The organism is Legionella feeleii (assembly GCF_001467625.1).
GTDB classification, from domain to species: Bacteria; Pseudomonadota; Gammaproteobacteria; order Legionellales; family Legionellaceae; genus Tatlockia; species Tatlockia feeleii.
In genome coordinates, this window is record NZ_LNYB01000082.1 from 12,720 (window position 1) to 28,771 (window position 16,052).

The following is a 16,052-nucleotide window of genomic DNA, read 5'->3' on the forward strand; positions in this document are numbered from 1 at the left end:
TGCTATGGTAATTAACAAAATCTTGTTTGTTAATGTTACTACTGTCCATGTTGTTCTCCAGCGTAGGTTGGGCAGCGCGTCGGGTCGAGACCCGACCTACATTAAAAAGAACACGAGCAAGAGACGTGGCTGTTCCTACCCGTGCAGTGAGTATTGGAAACATTCGTGTTCGTTTAGCGATTTATTTGCGCAAATAGCTAACAAAACCTAAAGGTCACGTCGAAAAAAGGGGGATTTTAAGCCGTTTCTTGCGAAGGAAACGTTGAAAAAAGGAATACAAATGAAATAACATGACGTCAGCCATAATTTATCTCCAGATAGATTGTGGTCAGCTGGTAGCGGGGGATGCCAGTCCCTCCTATCAGCGCTTTACTGCTTAAAACAACTAAAAGCACATTCATGTTATTTTATTCTGCAGTGCCTTGCAATGAAAATTCTTGGAATTTTTATGGGGGGCACGATGTAAATCGACCCTGCCCAATATAGAATTTTTCTTTTCCATTTTAATCGGTTGGATGCCTATGCCCGAATGACATGAAGCCCAGAACCTACTCTCTTGCGCAAGGAATTCGAATAGCATGAGGACGTTTTTCGCGAGAGAGGGTTAAGGAAAACTCGTCAGTTATTGTTGTCCCTCTTCTCCAAAAGCACCCTTATGGCTTTCCAATTCCTTAAGAGAGAGGGCTGGCTCACTCATTGTTATGTGCTATTCGTCTCGCAAACCTGTCGCGACGGGGGTTACACCAATATTTGGATTTACCCCGCAATCATCCAATAGCTTGAGCAAATTATTCCCTCTTCTGGTTAACCGTTTCACGCAATAGGCCTGTAAATAACTTTGTAGAATATAATAATATTCCGGCAAGGTTAAAATAGTCAGAATTTTCTCCGCACGCTCGATATGATGACGGTTAGCATAATCACAGGCTTGAAATAGCACAGCAGCAAGCATGGAAGCAAAACTTGCTTTCCTTACTGGATCAGCTAAATAAAAACGGTGTACACATTCATCCAGTGCCCTATCTTTATCCCATTCAACCCAAATATCATAAAGGTTCATAGCAATGTCAGGTTTAAACTTCTCTATGCCCTCTAAACTAAGTTGTTGTAAGGCATACGCTACCGGGACTATCGCCTGCACGTTCGCCCAGGAACAGTTTCCTGAAATTTGTGAACTAATCGGCATTTGCGTGATTGGTAACAAACCCAATTGCTGATTAATTGTATGATGAAAATAACGTCGACTTTGTTTTTTATATAAAAACTCTTGTAAAAAATGCGCATTGAATGCTTCAGGGCGAGTGATGCGATAAATGTTGGCAGAGCCTTCCGTCAAGCTATTTTCACCGCGATCAATCTTTGCCCACCATTGTTGATAACGAACAAAACATAAGGCATGACCACGGCTCGCGGCTGGCAATATCAAGATAGGGGCTGTCTTAATAATCTGGGTGAGGCGTGCTTTATGTCGTTCATTTAAATGGCGATGATGCTGCAATTGCAACAGTTCAGCCGCTAAGCCAAACGCATCCATAATGTTATATAAATAAGGGAATTGTTCACGCAAATGGCGGGTCGAATAACTACTCGTAAAGCGGCGCAAAGAGTCTTTCACGATTGCTACCGTAAATTCAAGAATAAAACCTTCATAATCTAATTCAATGAATTCTCCCTGCGCATTAACAATATCCACGTCACCTTTTAATTCATAGCGATGCCCAAGTAACTTGCCATGAATAAAATCCAGCGCAAAATCAAGTTTTGCTCCGTATTGATACAGCAAATGCTTGAGTGGATCTTGAGCCCTTAAAACAGGATAGACCAAGACTGACAAACCGGCACGCGTATAAGCATTGGCGTCGGCTCCATGAGTCAGTAACAACCGGGCAAGCTCAATATCATTATTATCGACCGCCCAGTGCAAGGGAGTACGACCCGTAACATCTGGTTTATTCACATTCACACCACGAGCGAGCAATTGCTCTGCAATATTTATTTGTTGCGTAATTGCACACTCGATCAAAGGGGTAAAACCATACTCGTCCGTATCATCCAGCGAGTCCCCTAAACGTAAATAATGCTCAAAGTCAGGCATACGACAACTGATGATATCATTGGCGATAGTCATAAGCAGTCCTAGGGTTTAAATTCAGGGGTTGAAGAAAATTTAGGCATATTACCCAAACGCAATTGCTTTTCCAGTTGTTCTTCCCGTTCCCGATTCTGCATCTCGGTATAGGCTTCTGAATTTAATGGCGGATCCGGGCTCAATGGCCCCGTATCTATACCATCAAAGATCTGCCTGTCTAACCAGGGATGTTGATGAATACTATTTTGTAACTCACGCTCAGGAGCATTTTTTTGTTGCTCTTCGTGATGCTCACGAGCATTCACCTTCGCTAATTGGCGATGACCTTGCTGCTCAGCTTCGCGTTGCTCTCTATCCATCAGGAAGGTTTCATCGACCAAAAAGGAACCACCCTCAAAGCCCGGAGGCTTTCGAGTTGGTAAACCAGTACCCCCCTCCTTAGTACCGGAATCCCCAGTATCAGTCTCTTCAATATCGGGATCGTGTAAAATTTTTTTCGTCATAACCACAAGTATAAATTATAAATACTCACGTTGCAGAATTTCAGCAATCTGTACAGCATTAGTTGCCGCACCTTTGCGGATATTATCTGCTACAACCCAGAGATTTAAGCCACAAGGATGAGAAATGTCTTGCCTGATACGGCCAACAAAGACTTCATCATGACCTACAGCATGAGTAAGAGGTGTCGGATATTGTAATTTAGACACATCGTCAATTACCCGAACTCCTGGCGCCTTGGACAACAATTTACGTGCCTCAACAACGGTCAGAGGTGCTTTTAATTCAAGATGAATTGCTTCTGAATGACCATAAAGAACAGGGACTCTCACAGCTGTTGGGTTAACAAGGATAGTATCGTCTTCCATAATTTTCCTGGTTTCCCAGACCATCTTCATTTCTTCACGGGTATAACCATTTTCCTGGAACTCATCAATATGTGGCAACACATTAAAAGCAATCTGTTGTGGATAAACTGACGGTTTTATTGGGCGACCATTCAATAACTCCCCCACTTGATTGACTAATTCGGTGATCGCTTTTTTACCTGTACCAGAAACTGCCTGATAAGTGGCCACATTAATACGGCTAATTCCCACGGCATCGTGTAGCGGCTTCAGAGCAACCACCATTTGAATCGTGGAGCAATTAGGATTCGCTATAATACCCCGGTTAGTATATTCAGCGATGCGGTGTGCATTGACCTCCGGAACCACTAAAGGAATATCATTGTCATAACGAAAACAGGATGTGTTATCCACCACAACACAACCGGCAGCCGCTGCAATCGGAGCAAATTGTTTCGAGACGGAACCACCGGCAGAAAACAATGCGATATCAGCCTGACTGAAATCAAAGCTAGATAAATCTTCAACATCCAACTGGCTATTATTAAACGTTACCGTCTTACCTACTGAACGTGCACTCGCAAGTGGATAAAGATTATCAACAGGAAAATCGCGCTCCTGCAATACGGTGAGCAATGCTTCCCCCACTGCGCCTGTAGCACCCACAATAGCAACATTTAATCGTCTATTCATTACTACCTCGATTTTTATAGGCTCTGCCGTCAAATTTCAACAACTGTTCCAACTTGACGCCAATACCTGGTTATTAGGGACTGTTTACATTTCGCTAGTTTGAGTGCTTATGGCTTGATTTTCGAGCATCGCAGCGGAGCATACAACTAGTATGTGAGCAGCGAAGCACAGAAAATCAAGCCATAAGTACCAAAATAGTAGAAATGTAAACAGTCCCTATTTGTTCTGGGCTTTATGCCGCAGATAATGATCCATCAACACTAAAGCCATCATTGCTTCAGCAATAGGAACCGCTCGAATACCCACACAGGGATCATGACGGCCTTTGGTAACAACCGTTACTTCCTCACCTTGAGTGTTAATTGTTTTTCCAGGTTTGATAATACTTGAAGTAGGTTTCAAGGCAACACTGACTTGCAGATTTTGACCAGTTGAAATCCCGCCAAGAATGCCGCCAGCATGGTTGCTTAAAAAGCCCTGTTGCGTCATTTCATCACGATGTTCACTACCTAACTGACTAACGGCAGCAAAACCCGCTCCAATTTCCACTCCTTTCACTGCATTAATAGACATCATAGCATAGGCAAGTGTCGCATCGAGCTTGTCAAAAACAGGATCACCAAGCCCTACAGGAACACCGCGAGCCATCACAGCAATTCGGGCACCAACTGAATCACCCTGGCGACGTAATTGATCAATATAGTCTGCCAACTGCTGTATTTGATAATCATTAGGGCAAAAAAAGGGATTATTGTTTATTTCACTCTCAGCAATAAAATCGATGCTAATCGTACCCATCTGCTGCAGATAACCGACTATTTCAATACCTAACGTGCGTTGCAAATAGAGACGGGCAATCGCGCCTGCTGCAACCCTGGCTGCCGTTTCACGAGCAGATGAGCGGCCACCACCACGATAATCACGATGTCCATACTTATAGTGGTAGGTAAAATCAGCATGTCCTGGCCGAAATAAATCTTTAATCTCATTATAATCACTGGAACGCTGATCACTGTTTTGAATTAACAGGGCAATGGGGGTTCCGGTAGTTAGTCCCTCAAAGACACCCGAAAGGATTTCCACTTTATCCTCTTCTCGCCGCTGAGTCGTATATTTGGACTGTCCCGGCTTGCGTTTATCGAGAAAGGGCTGAATATCTTCAGCACCAAGCGCTAAACCAGGGGGGCAGCCATCGACTACACAACCTAACGCTCTGCCGTGACTTTCACCAAAGGTCGTTACCGTAAATAATTTACCTAATGTGTTTCCACTCATTACTTATTACCAAAATAGGCTTTTAATTGCTGGCAGGTTAATAGAAACACGCCTTGCCCGCCATGTTCAAAATCAAGCCAGGTAAATGGCAGCTGGGGAAAAGCGTCAACTAAAGCATATTCGCTGTTCCCTACCTCAACGACTAAAATGCCTTCCTCTGTTAAATAATCATGGGCGTTTGCCAGGATTTTTTCAACAATAGCCAAACCATTATTCTCGCACTCCAAGGCTAATCGCGGCTCATGAGTATATTCATCCGGCAAGGTTTGCATTTCTTCATAACCAACGTAAGGAGGGTTAGAAACGATCAAATCATAGCGAGCTCCAGGTACATTGGCCCAGCAGTCCGATTCAATCAGGTTAAGGACATCTTGCAAGCCATGACGATCACGATTAATCGCTGCCACTTCCAAGGCCTCTGCTGAAATATCGACTGCATCAACGACTGCTTCCGGGAATGCATAACTGCAGGCAATGGCTATGCAACCACTTCCCGTACAAAGATCAAGTACACGCTCTACGTTATCAGCAACAAGCCAGGGAGAAAATTGCTCTCGAATGAGCTCCGCAATGGGTGAGCGTGGGATTAACACGCGCTCATCAACATAAAAGGGCAATTCACAGAAATAAGCTTCCCTCGTTAGGTATGGCACCGGAACTTTATCGATAATCCGTCTTGCCAAACGTTCGTTGAGCATTTGTTTTTCAGCAGGTGTCAATTGAGCTTGCAAAAGCAAGGGATCAACATCCGGAGGTAATGATAAACTGCCAAGCACCAAGGCCATCATGTCATCCCAAGCGTTATCCGTACCATGCCCATAATACAAATCAGCAGCCCTCGCCTGAGTTAAACCAAAACGCAAGAAATCAACAAGGGTTGTAAAATCAGCCGTAAGCGCTGCATAAGAATCAGTCATAACTTTACCTTAATCATTATTTTCCATTGACTCCAAGGGGGCGGAAAACCATCGATGCATACAATTACCACAAATTGTACGCTAATTCCGATTCTTTGTCCTTAGGCCCCGTATATACGTTATAATTTTAAGAGTACTTCAAATGTCTAAATTAATGAGTTCTATGTCTAATGATTTTCTGTCTGAGGAAGACAAGGCTTTATTTCGCCAGGTCGTGGAAAAAGTGAAGCCTTTAGCCAAAAGCAATAAAATTGTTTCCGAAGAGGCTAAAAACCCGCCTCAGGCAACAAAGTCGCCCACCTATCGCCCTCAACTCCCCATGACAAAGGATCATGACTTTTATTTATCGGATTATTATACCGAGGCCGTCCAAGCAAGCACCCCACTGAGTTATTGTAATCACAGTATTCCAGCCAAGCGATTGCGTGAATTAAAAAGTGGACAAATTTCCTGGCAAGCCAGACTTGATTTGCATGGCTTACGCAGTGATGACGCAAAAAATGCCTTGATTCGATTTATTAGACAACAACATGTCTTGGCTCACCGCTGCCTTTTAATTATTCATGGCAAAGGCAGTCCCCAAGGGGAACCCCCTGTCCTGAAAAATTTGGTTAATCACTGGCTTCAGCAATTTCCCGAGGTATTAGCTTTCCACAGTGCTTTAACTCGTGATGGTGGTTCAGGTGCTTTATATGTCCTGTTGAAGCGCCAGAGAGAACAAAAACGATAGGATGAAGTTATCTCTATTGCTTGGGCACTCAAAAGATGTCTTTTCGAATGTCTCCAATTTTGGCGATATGACGTGGTTCGATTTACATTTCAGATTGAATTTATCCTCATAAACCCTTACTATTTGTACAAAATTTTTAACGACCTTATCATGAGCAAACAAGCGATTATTATCGGAATATCCGGCCCCTCTGCTTCTGGTAAAAGTCTTCTGGCTAATACTATTGTCACTGAACTTGGTTCAGAGCAAGTGGTTGTGATTTCAGAAGATGCTTACTATAAAGACAACAGCCACCTCCCCTTCGCGGAAAGAGAAAAAATTAATTACGATCACCCTGAAGCGTTTGACCACGCCCTGCTTTGTGAACATCTACGTCAATTACAGCAAGGGGAATCCGTTAATATTCCTATTTATTCCCATTCGAAGCACATTCGTTTGCCAGAAACACGTTATGTTGGGCGCCATACGATTATTGTCCTGGAGGGTATTTTATTATTTACCGACAAGGCACTGCGTGAAGTTATGGATATTCGCATTTTTATGTCCACTCCTTTGGATGTTTGCCTGACCCGCCGCCTGAAACGGGATGTGGTTGAAAGACACCGCTCGTTTGAATCAGTCGTCCATCAGTATGAGACAACAGTAAGACCAATGTATTTACAGTTCATTGAACCCTCAAGTCGGTACGCTGATATCATTGTCCCTCGCGGAGGGGAAAATCGTATTGCTATTGACATGATCCAAGCAAAAATGCGTGAGTTACTTGCAACGCACTCAAAAGATTAGAAGGAGAATAATGTGGGATTTTTAAGCGGGAAAAAAGCATTAATTGTTGGCCTGGCTTCTAACCGATCCATTGCCTATGGCATTGCCCAAGCCTTTCATGAGCAAGGAGCAGAATTAGCCTTTACTTACCAGAATGAAAAACTGCAAAGCCGCGTAGAAACCATGGCCGCAGAATTTAATTCCAGCCTTACCTTTCCTTGCGATGTTGCCAGTGATTTGGACATTAAATCTGTCTTTGAACAATTGGGAAGCCATTGGGATAAACTGGATATTTTAATCCACTCAGTAGCCTTTGCACCCGCAGATCAAATCAGCGGTGACTTCATTGAACAAGCTAACCGCGAAGGTTTTCGTATTGCCCATGATATCAGTGCCTACAGCCTGGTTGGCCTGACGCAAGCTGCCTTACCGATGATGGAAGGCACACAAGGCTCGGTTCTGACCTTAAGCTATTATGGTGCCGAGAAAGCCGTACCTAACTACAACGTAATGGGTATCGCCAAAGCGAGTCTGGAAGCCGCTGTCCGTTATCTTGCTGCCAGTTTGGGTCCAAGAGGCCTACGAGTCAATGCGATTTCAGCAGGCCCTATTAAAACACTAGCAGCAGCAGGGATTAAAGATTTTCGTAAAATGCAAACTGCCTATGCGAATACTACCCCATTAAAGCGCAATGTTACTGCGGAAGAAGTAGGTAATACGGCTGCTTTTCTATGTTCTGATTTGGCTTCTGGGATTACTGCAGAAGTGGTTCATGTTGACGCGGGTTACCACGCGGTTTCAATGTCAGATCTCACCTAACCTGTTTTGCTTCTTTTAAGCGAAGTGCCTTATATAGGGCACTTCATTTTGATTCAGTTTTTGGAATTACTAAAGTTGTGCAAGTTTATGCGTATTACCGCGCAGTTTCAAAGTCACATAAATTAAATGAATTAACCAAGTAAGTGCCTTTTTGCAAAGGCACAAACTCAGTACAAATTCTAGGTATATTGTGGCGGGGCAGATGGCTGCATGTAGGCATGTACATCAGGATACATCGCGTAAACAGGAGGTTGGTAGTAATCCCAACGGCGTAAATCAAAGTTAATCGTCTCATCACCTTGACGTAAAGGAACTGTTAGAGGTTGTTCAAGAAGTGACTCAGCACCCAAATCACCTGCACGTATTTTTCTTATGAGATCAAGATTTTCCTGCACTTTTCTGCTATTCGACCCAAACGATCGTCTATGCAGCAAAGTAGGAACCCCCTCTTCCTCTAACTCAGACCGCAGAGTAAAAATAGCATATTTTACCCGCATAAGATCGAAGCCCTTGCTCAATAAATTACGTTCTTCTTCTGCCGTTAAAGTAAAACGATTTGGATCGTTGGGATCCAGGGCATCAGGATTGGTTTTCCGCAAAATATAGTTCTGTACTTTATCCGTAACGAAACAACCTAATCCAGCACCAATAATGGTTATACAAGTCAGAGACAAAACAACCACACCTACTGGACTGCTTAGACCAGCCAGCAGGGCAAGGTTCATTAATGGCGTAGCAGCAAAAGCCGAGCTTAAGACAGAGGTAACGTAACCAGCAGCAATCATACCTGCCATTGTTGTCATTCCTTGCAGCCAACCCTCATTGTAACGAATACGATCGAGACTATTTAAGGCCTGGCCTAGCATATAATAAAGCGCAAGCGTTGCCAGAACCAAGAGCAAGGCAGCCAGGGCGGCTAAAAAGAGGAAAGCGATCACATCACCATTATTCTTCTTCTCATCCTTGTTTGGACGACCATGACTATGGGTAGAGGAATGGTCAATAACAACAACTTGAGGTGTCACTAATGAGCGCCACAAAAACCAGTTAAATAATACGTCATTGCTGGCACAATAACAGTGGTGACGGTGTCGGTACTCGTTATACTCGTCAATCTCGATATCAATGTGAACAAACTGGGGATGGGCAAAAAATGCTTGTGGTTCCTCTACTCTAGCAAAGGCCGGGCGCGTGCTCAGAAAAGTATTCAACGCGTGCATTACTTTGTCTGCCTCTCTTTGGCAGTCTTCCTGGTTATCAGCTAGTCTTAACCAATACAAGTTGCTAACGGGATTATTTAAAGCGAACAGGACTCTTCGTCTTAATTCATCTCTAATTTGTTCCATTGAGAGCTGAGGGTTTTGCCTGCCTGCTAATTCGTTATAATCGTTAGTGAGCTGTATAAAAAATTTTGCTAATTGGTTATCGGTAAATTTCGCCATTACATCCCCTTTTAACTTAGGTTTAATGTCTGTCTATCTTAGCCTTATGAACCAAATTATTGACGTACAAATCGTAATCCATTAAGCCATAGTTGGCTTCAATTTGTTGGGCTAAGCTTGCCTGTTGTTCCTTATCAAGCAATGATAATTGGCCATCATTGATTTTTTTCAATCGCACGATGACATAATCACCATTACTTAAGCTGCGTCCATCACGACTATTAGTACGCGGCAGGCTAAAGGCTAAATCATTAACCGTAGCATCTGCTTTGTCTGTATCGCGTGTTGCTTTATCCACCTCTTGCCACCGCAGCTGATTGGTTTGCATGAGCTTGTCTTGCACACCAACCTCTTCCTTGTTCGATAGCAACTCTATACCTAATTGCTTTGCCCGCTTCCCAGCCTCTTGCAAGGCTAATTTTTTAGTGATGGCTTCACTGACTTGCGCCAAAGATTTCTTGGCGGCGGGTATGTGTTTATTAACTCGTATGACAACAACACTATCATTATCTAATTGGACTGGCTCGCTGTTATTGCCGAGCTCCAAGACATCATGACTGAAAGCCGCGTTGACTACTTGCTTATTTTTACCCAATTCACTATTACTACCGTGTCGCGAAAAAGGCTCAGTCTGCTCAACTTGCAATTTTAATGCATCGGCTACAGGGGTCAGGGAATCTGGGGTCTGATAGCTTAAATCTGCGAGCTGCTCTAAGGCTTGTGCATATTGAGCCTGTGATAACTCAATTAGTAACTGCTCTTTAATCGTTTCTTGCACGTCGGACAATGGTTTTAATGCTGCTGGCTTATAAGCGACCAGCTTAAAAATCTCATAGCCGTGCGCTGCTTTTACTGGCGGCGAAATTTGTCCTGGTTTGGTTAAATTTGCCAAGGTTTTATCAAAACCGGATTGACCTGCAACCAGCCAGGGCAAAACACCCTCGTTGGCAATAGACAATTTATCATCCGACATGGTTTTGACCCATTCGTTAAATTGAAGAGGATTGTTTTGCAGGGCTTGGTAAGCTTCCTCAGCTTTTTGCTTTATCTGCTCCTGAGTTTCTGCAGTCGCATTTTCTGGAATAGCAAACAGGATATGAGCAACCTGCCACTGTGCCGGCGTCAGAAAATTACTTTGATTATCTTCATAGTAGCGCTTGATCTCCTCATCACTGACCTTCGTTGTGTCCTTGATTTTTTGCATGGATAAGCGGACATAATCGAGCGAGACTTTTTCTGGTTCAAGAAATTCTTTTTGATGCTTTTGATAGTAAGCCTTGATCATTTCAGAAGAAACATTTCCTTCTTTGATAAATAGAGACGTTGGTATTTGCAAATACTCGTAATCTCGAGTTTGCATGTAGAGCTTGACAAAACGCTCAATCTCATCGGGTAGAGCAAAGGCACTACCTATAAACGCAAAACGCTGCTGATTAAGCAACATGCCTTGCCTGACTTCTTTTTGAAAGGATTCAGGAGTAAAGATGGCTCCGCTCAGTGCTTGTTGGTAACGTTCTGCCGAGAAATGCCCATCTTCCTGAAATTGAGGGATATTAACAATAGCTGCATTCGCTTGTTCTGCGCTCACCTCAAAGCCACTGACCCTTGCTGCCTGCATAGTGACTTCATTAACAATCATATTTCGCAGAACCTGGTTCTTCAAGGCTATTTCGCTAGCCGCTGTCATTTGCGACGGATCACGCTGCTGTCGGGCTCGCCTGTAATTTGCTTCGAAAGCCTGTTTACTTATCGGCTGGCCATTAACGTCAACCTCGGCAGTTGAGGTCTGACGTGATTGCATATAATAATCCACGCCGAATAAGGTAAAAGTGATAACAATCAAACCAATGACTATCCAGGCTATGACACCTTGTATGCGTTCGTTCAACTTCTGCAACATGTTCGAAATTCCATATTGGTGTTTCGCAAGAAAATACTGACTTAACGTGGTTGGTAAAAAAAACGCGCCCTTCGGCGCGTTAATCTTGGCGGAGTGGACGGGGCTCGAACCCGCGACCCCCGGCGTGACAGGCCGGTATTCTAACCAACTGAACTACCACTCCAATTCTTGGTGGGTGCTGCAGGGATCGAACCTGCGACCCTCGCCTTGTAAGGGCGATGCTCTCCCAGCTGAGCTAAGCACCCAAAAACTCTACTGCACAGCTTCCTTCAAGTTCTTACCAGCTTTGAACTTGGCAACACGTGAAGCTTTAATACGAATGGTCGCTCCAGTCTGTGGATTTCTACCGGTACGTTCAGAACGGTTACCAGTGGAAAAAGAACCGAAACCAGGCAACACAACTTGATCGCCACTTCTCAAAGCATCGGTCACGGTAGTCATAAAAGTATCGAGAACTCGACTAGCGTCTGCTTTAGTTACGCCAGAACCACTTGCAATTGCTTCAATCAATTCACTCTTATTCATCTTTTCCCCTATCAGTTATTCTTCCTTTACCCGAAGCGATTAAAACAGATTCATCAACCTCAGTCAAGCAGTCACATCCCTGCATCGCCCGCCAGTAGCGGGCAACGGAGTGAAATATACTCGGTATTAATGGGCATGTAAATCCTTATTTTTATTTTTTTTAGAACTTTTTCCTTTTGCAGCCTCAGGAATGGTCGGAATAGGTGTATCAACGATCGGACTGCGCTGTAAAGCAAGCTCTAACACCTGCTCAACTGTCTTCACAGGATGGATGGTCAGTTTCTTCAATACGTTATCAGGTATCTCTTCCAAATCCTTACGATTTTCCTCAGGAATAATAACATGCTTGATACCACCCCGATGGGCAGCAAGCAGTTTTTCCTTCAGGCCACCGATAGGGAGCACTTGACCACGCAAGGTAATTTCCCCGGTCATCGCCACGTCAGCACGTACAGGAATATGCGTGACTACCGAAACCAGGGCTGTACACATGCCAATACCGGCACTAGGTCCATCCTTGGGTGTTGCCCCTTCTGGAACGTGCACATGGAAATCATTTTTATCGTAAAAATCATCAGCCAAACCAAAGGCCTTCGCCCGACTTCTTACCACCGTCATTGCGGCGTGAATTGATTCCTGCATCACCTCACCTAATTGGCCAGTGTGTGTGGTTTTACCCTTACCTGGCATCATAGAGGCTTCTATGGTCAGTAATTCACCGCCTACGCTGGTCCAGGCTAACCCTGTGACCTGTCCTACCTGATCAAATTCTTCGGCAAGCCCATAACGGTATTTTTTCACGCCTAAATATTTTTCAATATTGGTACGGGATACCGCTACTTTTTTCACCCGCTTGCCTGTCAGTATTTCTTTGACCACCTTACGACAAATACTGGCTATATCGCGCTCCAGATTACGGACACCTGCTTCACGGGTATAATGACGTACAATTTCACGGATGGCACTTTCTCCAATATTGATTTCCTGTGGCTTTAGGCCATTCAAAACCAATTGTTTCGGTACCAAATAGCTTTCAGCAATATGGATCTTCTCATCTTCGGTATAACCAGCCAGACGAATAACCTCCATACGATCAAGGAGCGGTGCTGGAATCTCCAGTGAATTAGCAGTCGCTATAAACATTACATCACTCAAATCATAATCAACTTCAAGATAATGATCGTTAAAGGTATGGTTTTGTTCTGGATCAAGTACCTCCAGCAAGGCTGAAGCTGGATCACCACGGAAATCCATGGCCATTTTATCTACTTCGTCCAGCATGATTAGAGGATTTTTAACACCGGCCTTGCATAGTTTTTGAATTATTTTTCCTGGCATAGAACCAATGTAGGTTCGTCGATGACCGCGAATTTCCGCCTCATCCCTTACACCACCTAGAGCGATACGAATAAAAGTTCGACCCGTCGCATTAGCGATTGATTGGCCTAATGAGGTTTTTCCAACCCCCGGAGGTCCTACCAGGCATAAAATAGGTCCTTTCAAGCGTTTTACACGTTGTTGTACCGCAAGATACTCAATAATCCGTTCTTTCACCTTTTCGAGGCCATAATGCTCTTTATCAAGCAATTTCTCCGCCTTCAGCAAATCAAACTGGATTTTATTTTTCCTTTTCCACGGCACACTAAGCATCCAGTCTAAATAGTTGCGAATGACCGTTGCTTCTGCGGACATGGGTGACATCAATTTTAATTTTTGCAGTTCAGCAAGTGATTTCTCTTTGGCTTCTTTGGGCATGCCGGCTTTATTGATCGAGTTTTCCAATTGCTCAATTTCATTGCCTTCTTCACCCATTTCGCCGAGCTCTTTTTGAATCGCTTTAATCTGCTCGTTGAGATAATACTCACGTTGGCTTTTTTCCATTTGACGCTTAACGCGACCACGCACTCGTTTTTCAACATGAAGCAAGTCAATCTCGCTCTCGATCGCCGCCATTAATCGCTCAAGGCGTGTTCCCACATCAGTGGTTTCGAGTAATTCTTGTTTATCATCTACTTTGAGGGATAAATGAGCCGCGATGGTATCAGCCAAACGGCCAGGCTCTTCGATACTTGCCAGGGAACTTAGTACTTCCGGCGGGATTTTCTTATTAAGCTTGATATATTGCTCAAATTGAGACATCAAAGAGCGCATTAAAATTTCAATTTCTTGTTCTTTTAAGTCAGAACTCACTTCCTCTATAATTTCTAAGGAGGCCTCGAGATACCCTTTTTCCTGAGAATAGGCTGTTACTTTTGCCCGTTGCTCACCCTCAACCAATACTTTGACGGTGCCATCAGGTAATTTTAGTAATTGGAGAACGCTGGAAATTGTACCGACCGTAAAAACATCCTGTGAAGTTGGATCGTCATTAGAGGATTTACGTTGGGCAACCAGAAAAATCTGCTTACTGTCAATCATTGACGCTTCTAAGGCCTTTATTGATTTCTCACGCCCGACAAACAAGGGAATAACCATGTGCGGATAAACAACAACATCGCGCAGAGGTAACACAGGTAACGGTGATGTCAAGTCATTTTCTTCTTCAGTCGCTGTGAATTCATTTTCGCTTTCGCTAGACATAATAAGCCCTTATTCAAACGATAATCCTAAGAGAAATAGTATGGCCTTCAGTTGAAATGCCTGCTATTTAAGCAAGCATCCTGGACGGCCCTGCTGGATTTAATTCCGATAAATTCCAGCAGCGCAGATTGCTACTGCTACTACACGCTTTCTTATTCCCTTCCACCTGCAGCAGATTGTTTACCCTCTTCCCCTTCATAGACAAAGATAGGTTTTCCGACGCCATTGATTACACTTTCATCAATAACAACTTTATTAACTCCTTCGATGGAAGGTAATTCATACATGGTGTCTAAAAGAATATTTTCAAGGATGGCGCGCAAACCACGAGCACCAATTTTTCTTTCCAACGCTTTTTTGGCAATGAGGCGTAGAGCATCATCCCGAAACTCCAATTCTACACCTTCCATTTTAAACAAAGCATGGAATTGCTTGGTAAGCGCATTTTTTGGTGTGGTAAGAATATCCACTAACGCGTCTTCATCTAACTCGTGCAAGGTTGTTACTACCGGTAAACGGCCAACAAATTCAGGAATTAAACCATATTTAACCAGATCCTCTGATTCAAGGGAGTTTAGTACCTGTTCCATTTCCTGGCTGCTTTTTGGATTTTTGAGTTGTGCAGAGAAACCTATTCCGGATTTATCGCTGCGCTCACGAATCACTTTTTCCAACCCCGCAAAGGCTCCTCCACAAATAAACAGGATATTGGAGGTATCTACTTGAAGAAACTCTTGTTGGGGATGCTTACGCCCACCTTGTGGGGGCACAGAGGCAATAGTACCTTCTATCAATTTCAGCAACGCTTGTTGCACACCCTCACCGGACACATCGCGAGTAATGGAAGGATTATCCGATTTACGCGAAATCTTATCGATTTCATCAATATAAACAATGCCTTGCTGCGCCTTATCAACATCATAGTCGCATTTTTGCAATAATTTCTGGATGATATTTTCAACATCCTCACCGACATACCCTGCTTCAGTTAATGTAGTAGCATCAGCCATGGTGAAGGGTACATTGAGTAAACGTGCCAACGTTTGAGCAAGCAAGGTTTTACCACTGCCTGTGGGGCCAATAAGCAAAATGTTACTTTTACCCAATTCAATACCATCTTCCGTTTTATGGTGTAATCGTTTGTAATGGTTATAAACTGCTACCGATAAAACCTTTTTGGCATGGGGCTGCCCGATCACGTATTCATCAAGAAAATTGGAAATTTCTTTAGGCGTAGGTAAATGGGTCTCAGCTTCCTCTGGAATGTCTTGGGTTTCTTCACGAATAATATCATTACACAATTCAACACATTCATCACAAACAAAAACCGAAGGGCCTGCAATTAATTTTTTTACCTCATGCTGGCTCTTTCCACAAAAAGAACAATACAAGACTTTTTCATTATCGCCGTTACCGGTTTTACTCATCTACGAACCCCTCTTTCTACTGTTACCACACCAATGTAGTAA

13 protein-coding genes and 2 tRNA genes are annotated in these 16,052 nt (G+C 43.6%); 3 read left to right on the plus strand and 12 right to left on the minus strand.

The window, feature by feature from the left end:
• Window positions 1-706: 706 nt before the first annotated feature.
• The 5 genes from ankH to prmB all read right to left on the minus strand — a co-directional run bounded on the left by ankH (window position 707) and on the right by prmB (window position 5,822).
• Window positions 707-2,128: a Dot/Icm T4SS effector AnkH/LegA3 gene (gene ankH / locus Lfee_RS11260; RefSeq protein ID WP_058446882.1), complete on the minus strand. Its 1,422-nt coding sequence runs from the start codon at window positions 2,126-2,128 to the stop codon at window positions 707-709.
• A gap of 8 nt (window positions 2,129-2,136) precedes the next feature.
• Window positions 2,137-2,592 carry a hypothetical protein gene (locus Lfee_RS11265; RefSeq protein WP_058446884.1) on the minus strand — a complete coding sequence of 152 codons (456 nt, stop codon included), beginning with the start codon at window positions 2,590-2,592 and terminating at the stop codon, window positions 2,137-2,139.
• Window positions 2,593-2,607: 15 nt separating this feature from the next.
• Window positions 2,608-3,630, minus strand: a complete 1,023-nt coding sequence (locus Lfee_RS11270; RefSeq protein WP_058446886.1) for an aspartate-semialdehyde dehydrogenase — start codon at window positions 3,628-3,630, stop codon at window positions 2,608-2,610.
• Window positions 3,631-3,846: 216 nt separating this feature from the next.
• Window positions 3,847-4,905, minus strand: a complete 1,059-nt coding sequence (aroC, locus tag Lfee_RS11275) for a chorismate synthase (RefSeq protein ID WP_058446888.1) — start codon at window positions 4,903-4,905, stop codon at window positions 3,847-3,849.
• Window positions 4,905-5,822 (minus strand): 50S ribosomal protein L3 N(5)-glutamine methyltransferase, encoded by a 918-nt coding sequence (prmB, locus tag Lfee_RS11280; RefSeq protein WP_058446890.1) that lies wholly within the window; start codon window positions 5,820-5,822, stop codon window positions 4,905-4,907. Before prmB ends, aroC begins: the two co-directional genes overlap by 1 nt.
• Window positions 5,823-5,985: 163 nt before the next feature.
• On the opposite strand from prmB, the gene Lfee_RS11285 reads away from it, so the two are divergent.
• From Lfee_RS11285 to Lfee_RS11295, 3 genes are all read left to right on the plus strand, one after another.
• Window positions 5,986-6,552 carry a Smr/MutS family protein gene (locus Lfee_RS11285; protein ID WP_058446892.1) on the plus strand — a complete coding sequence of 189 codons (567 nt, stop codon included), beginning with the start codon at window positions 5,986-5,988 and terminating at the stop codon, window positions 6,550-6,552.
• Between the two features lie 150 nt (window positions 6,553-6,702).
• The gene (gene udk, locus Lfee_RS11290; protein ID WP_058446894.1) at window positions 6,703-7,338 is read left to right on the plus strand and encodes a uridine kinase; all 636 of its coding nucleotides are present in this window, start codon (window positions 6,703-6,705) and stop codon (window positions 7,336-7,338) included.
• A 12-nt stretch (window positions 7,339-7,350) separates the two neighbouring features.
• Complete coding sequence (locus Lfee_RS11295; RefSeq protein WP_058446896.1) at window positions 7,351-8,136, plus strand: enoyl-ACP reductase FabI; 786 nt, start codon at window positions 7,351-7,353, stop codon at window positions 8,134-8,136.
• Between the two features lie 179 nt (window positions 8,137-8,315).
• On the opposite strand, the gene Lfee_RS11300 is transcribed toward Lfee_RS11295, so the two are convergent.
• The 7 genes from Lfee_RS11300 to clpX all read right to left on the minus strand — a co-directional run bounded on the left by Lfee_RS11300 (window position 8,316) and on the right by clpX (window position 16,010).
• Window positions 8,316-9,578 (minus strand): hypothetical protein, encoded by a 1,263-nt coding sequence (locus Lfee_RS11300; protein WP_058446897.1) that lies wholly within the window; start codon window positions 9,576-9,578, stop codon window positions 8,316-8,318.
• Between the two features lie 22 nt (window positions 9,579-9,600).
• Window positions 9,601-11,478 (minus strand): SurA N-terminal domain-containing protein, encoded by a 1,878-nt coding sequence (locus Lfee_RS11305; RefSeq protein WP_058446899.1) that lies wholly within the window; start codon window positions 11,476-11,478, stop codon window positions 9,601-9,603.
• 86 nt (window positions 11,479-11,564) lie between these two features.
• Window positions 11,565-11,641: transfer RNA gene (locus Lfee_RS11310), tRNA-Asp, on the minus strand.
• Window positions 11,642-11,647: 6 nt separating this feature from the next.
• A tRNA-Val gene (locus Lfee_RS11315) sits at window positions 11,648-11,723 on the minus strand.
• Window positions 11,724-11,730: 7 nt separating this feature from the next.
• Window positions 11,731-12,003 carry an HU family DNA-binding protein gene (locus Lfee_RS11320; RefSeq protein ID WP_019216274.1) on the minus strand — a complete coding sequence of 91 codons (273 nt, stop codon included), beginning with the start codon at window positions 12,001-12,003 and terminating at the stop codon, window positions 11,731-11,733.
• A 126-nt stretch (window positions 12,004-12,129) separates the two neighbouring features.
• Entirely contained in the window at window positions 12,130-14,583 is a 2,454-nt protein-coding gene (lon, locus tag Lfee_RS11325) for an endopeptidase La (protein ID WP_058446901.1), read from the minus strand.
• Between the two features lie 152 nt (window positions 14,584-14,735).
• Window positions 14,736-16,010, minus strand: a complete 1,275-nt coding sequence (gene clpX / locus Lfee_RS11330; RefSeq protein ID WP_058446903.1) for an ATP-dependent Clp protease ATP-binding subunit ClpX — start codon at window positions 16,008-16,010, stop codon at window positions 14,736-14,738.
• Window positions 16,011-16,052 lie beyond the last annotated feature (42 nt).

Coding starts and splice junctions, on each gene's coding strand:
- Lfee_RS11305 (WP_058446899.1), bottom strand. CDS start 11,478: ATGTTGCAGAAGTTGAACGAACGCATACAAGGTGTCATAGCCTGGATA.
- aroC (WP_058446888.1), bottom strand. CDS start 4,905: ATGAGTGGAAACACATTAGGTAAATTATTTACGGTAACGACCTTTGGT.
- lon (WP_058446901.1), bottom strand. CDS start 14,583: ATGTCTAGCGAAAGCGAAAATGAATTCACAGCGACTGAAGAAGAAAAT.
- udk (WP_058446894.1), top strand. CDS start 6,703: ATGAGCAAACAAGCGATTATTATCGGAATATCCGGCCCCTCTGCTTCT.
- Lfee_RS11270 (WP_058446886.1), bottom strand. CDS start 3,630: ATGAATAGACGATTAAATGTTGCTATTGTGGGTGCTACAGGCGCAGTG.
- clpX (WP_058446903.1), bottom strand. CDS start 16,010: ATGAGTAAAACCGGTAACGGCGATAATGAAAAAGTCTTGTATTGTTCT.
- ankH (WP_058446882.1), bottom strand. CDS start 2,128: ATGACTATCGCCAATGATATCATCAGTTGTCGTATGCCTGACTTTGAG.
- Lfee_RS11285 (WP_058446892.1), top strand. CDS start 5,986: ATGTCTAATGATTTTCTGTCTGAGGAAGACAAGGCTTTATTTCGCCAG.
- Lfee_RS11265 (WP_058446884.1), bottom strand. CDS start 2,592: ATGACGAAAAAAATTTTACACGATCCCGATATTGAAGAGACTGATACT.
- Lfee_RS11320 (WP_019216274.1), bottom strand. CDS start 12,003: ATGAATAAGAGTGAATTGATTGAAGCAATTGCAAGTGGTTCTGGCGTA.
- Lfee_RS11300 (WP_058446897.1), bottom strand. CDS start 9,578: ATGGCGAAATTTACCGATAACCAATTAGCAAAATTTTTTATACAGCTC.
- prmB (WP_058446890.1), bottom strand. CDS start 5,822: ATGACTGATTCTTATGCAGCGCTTACGGCTGATTTTACAACCCTTGTT.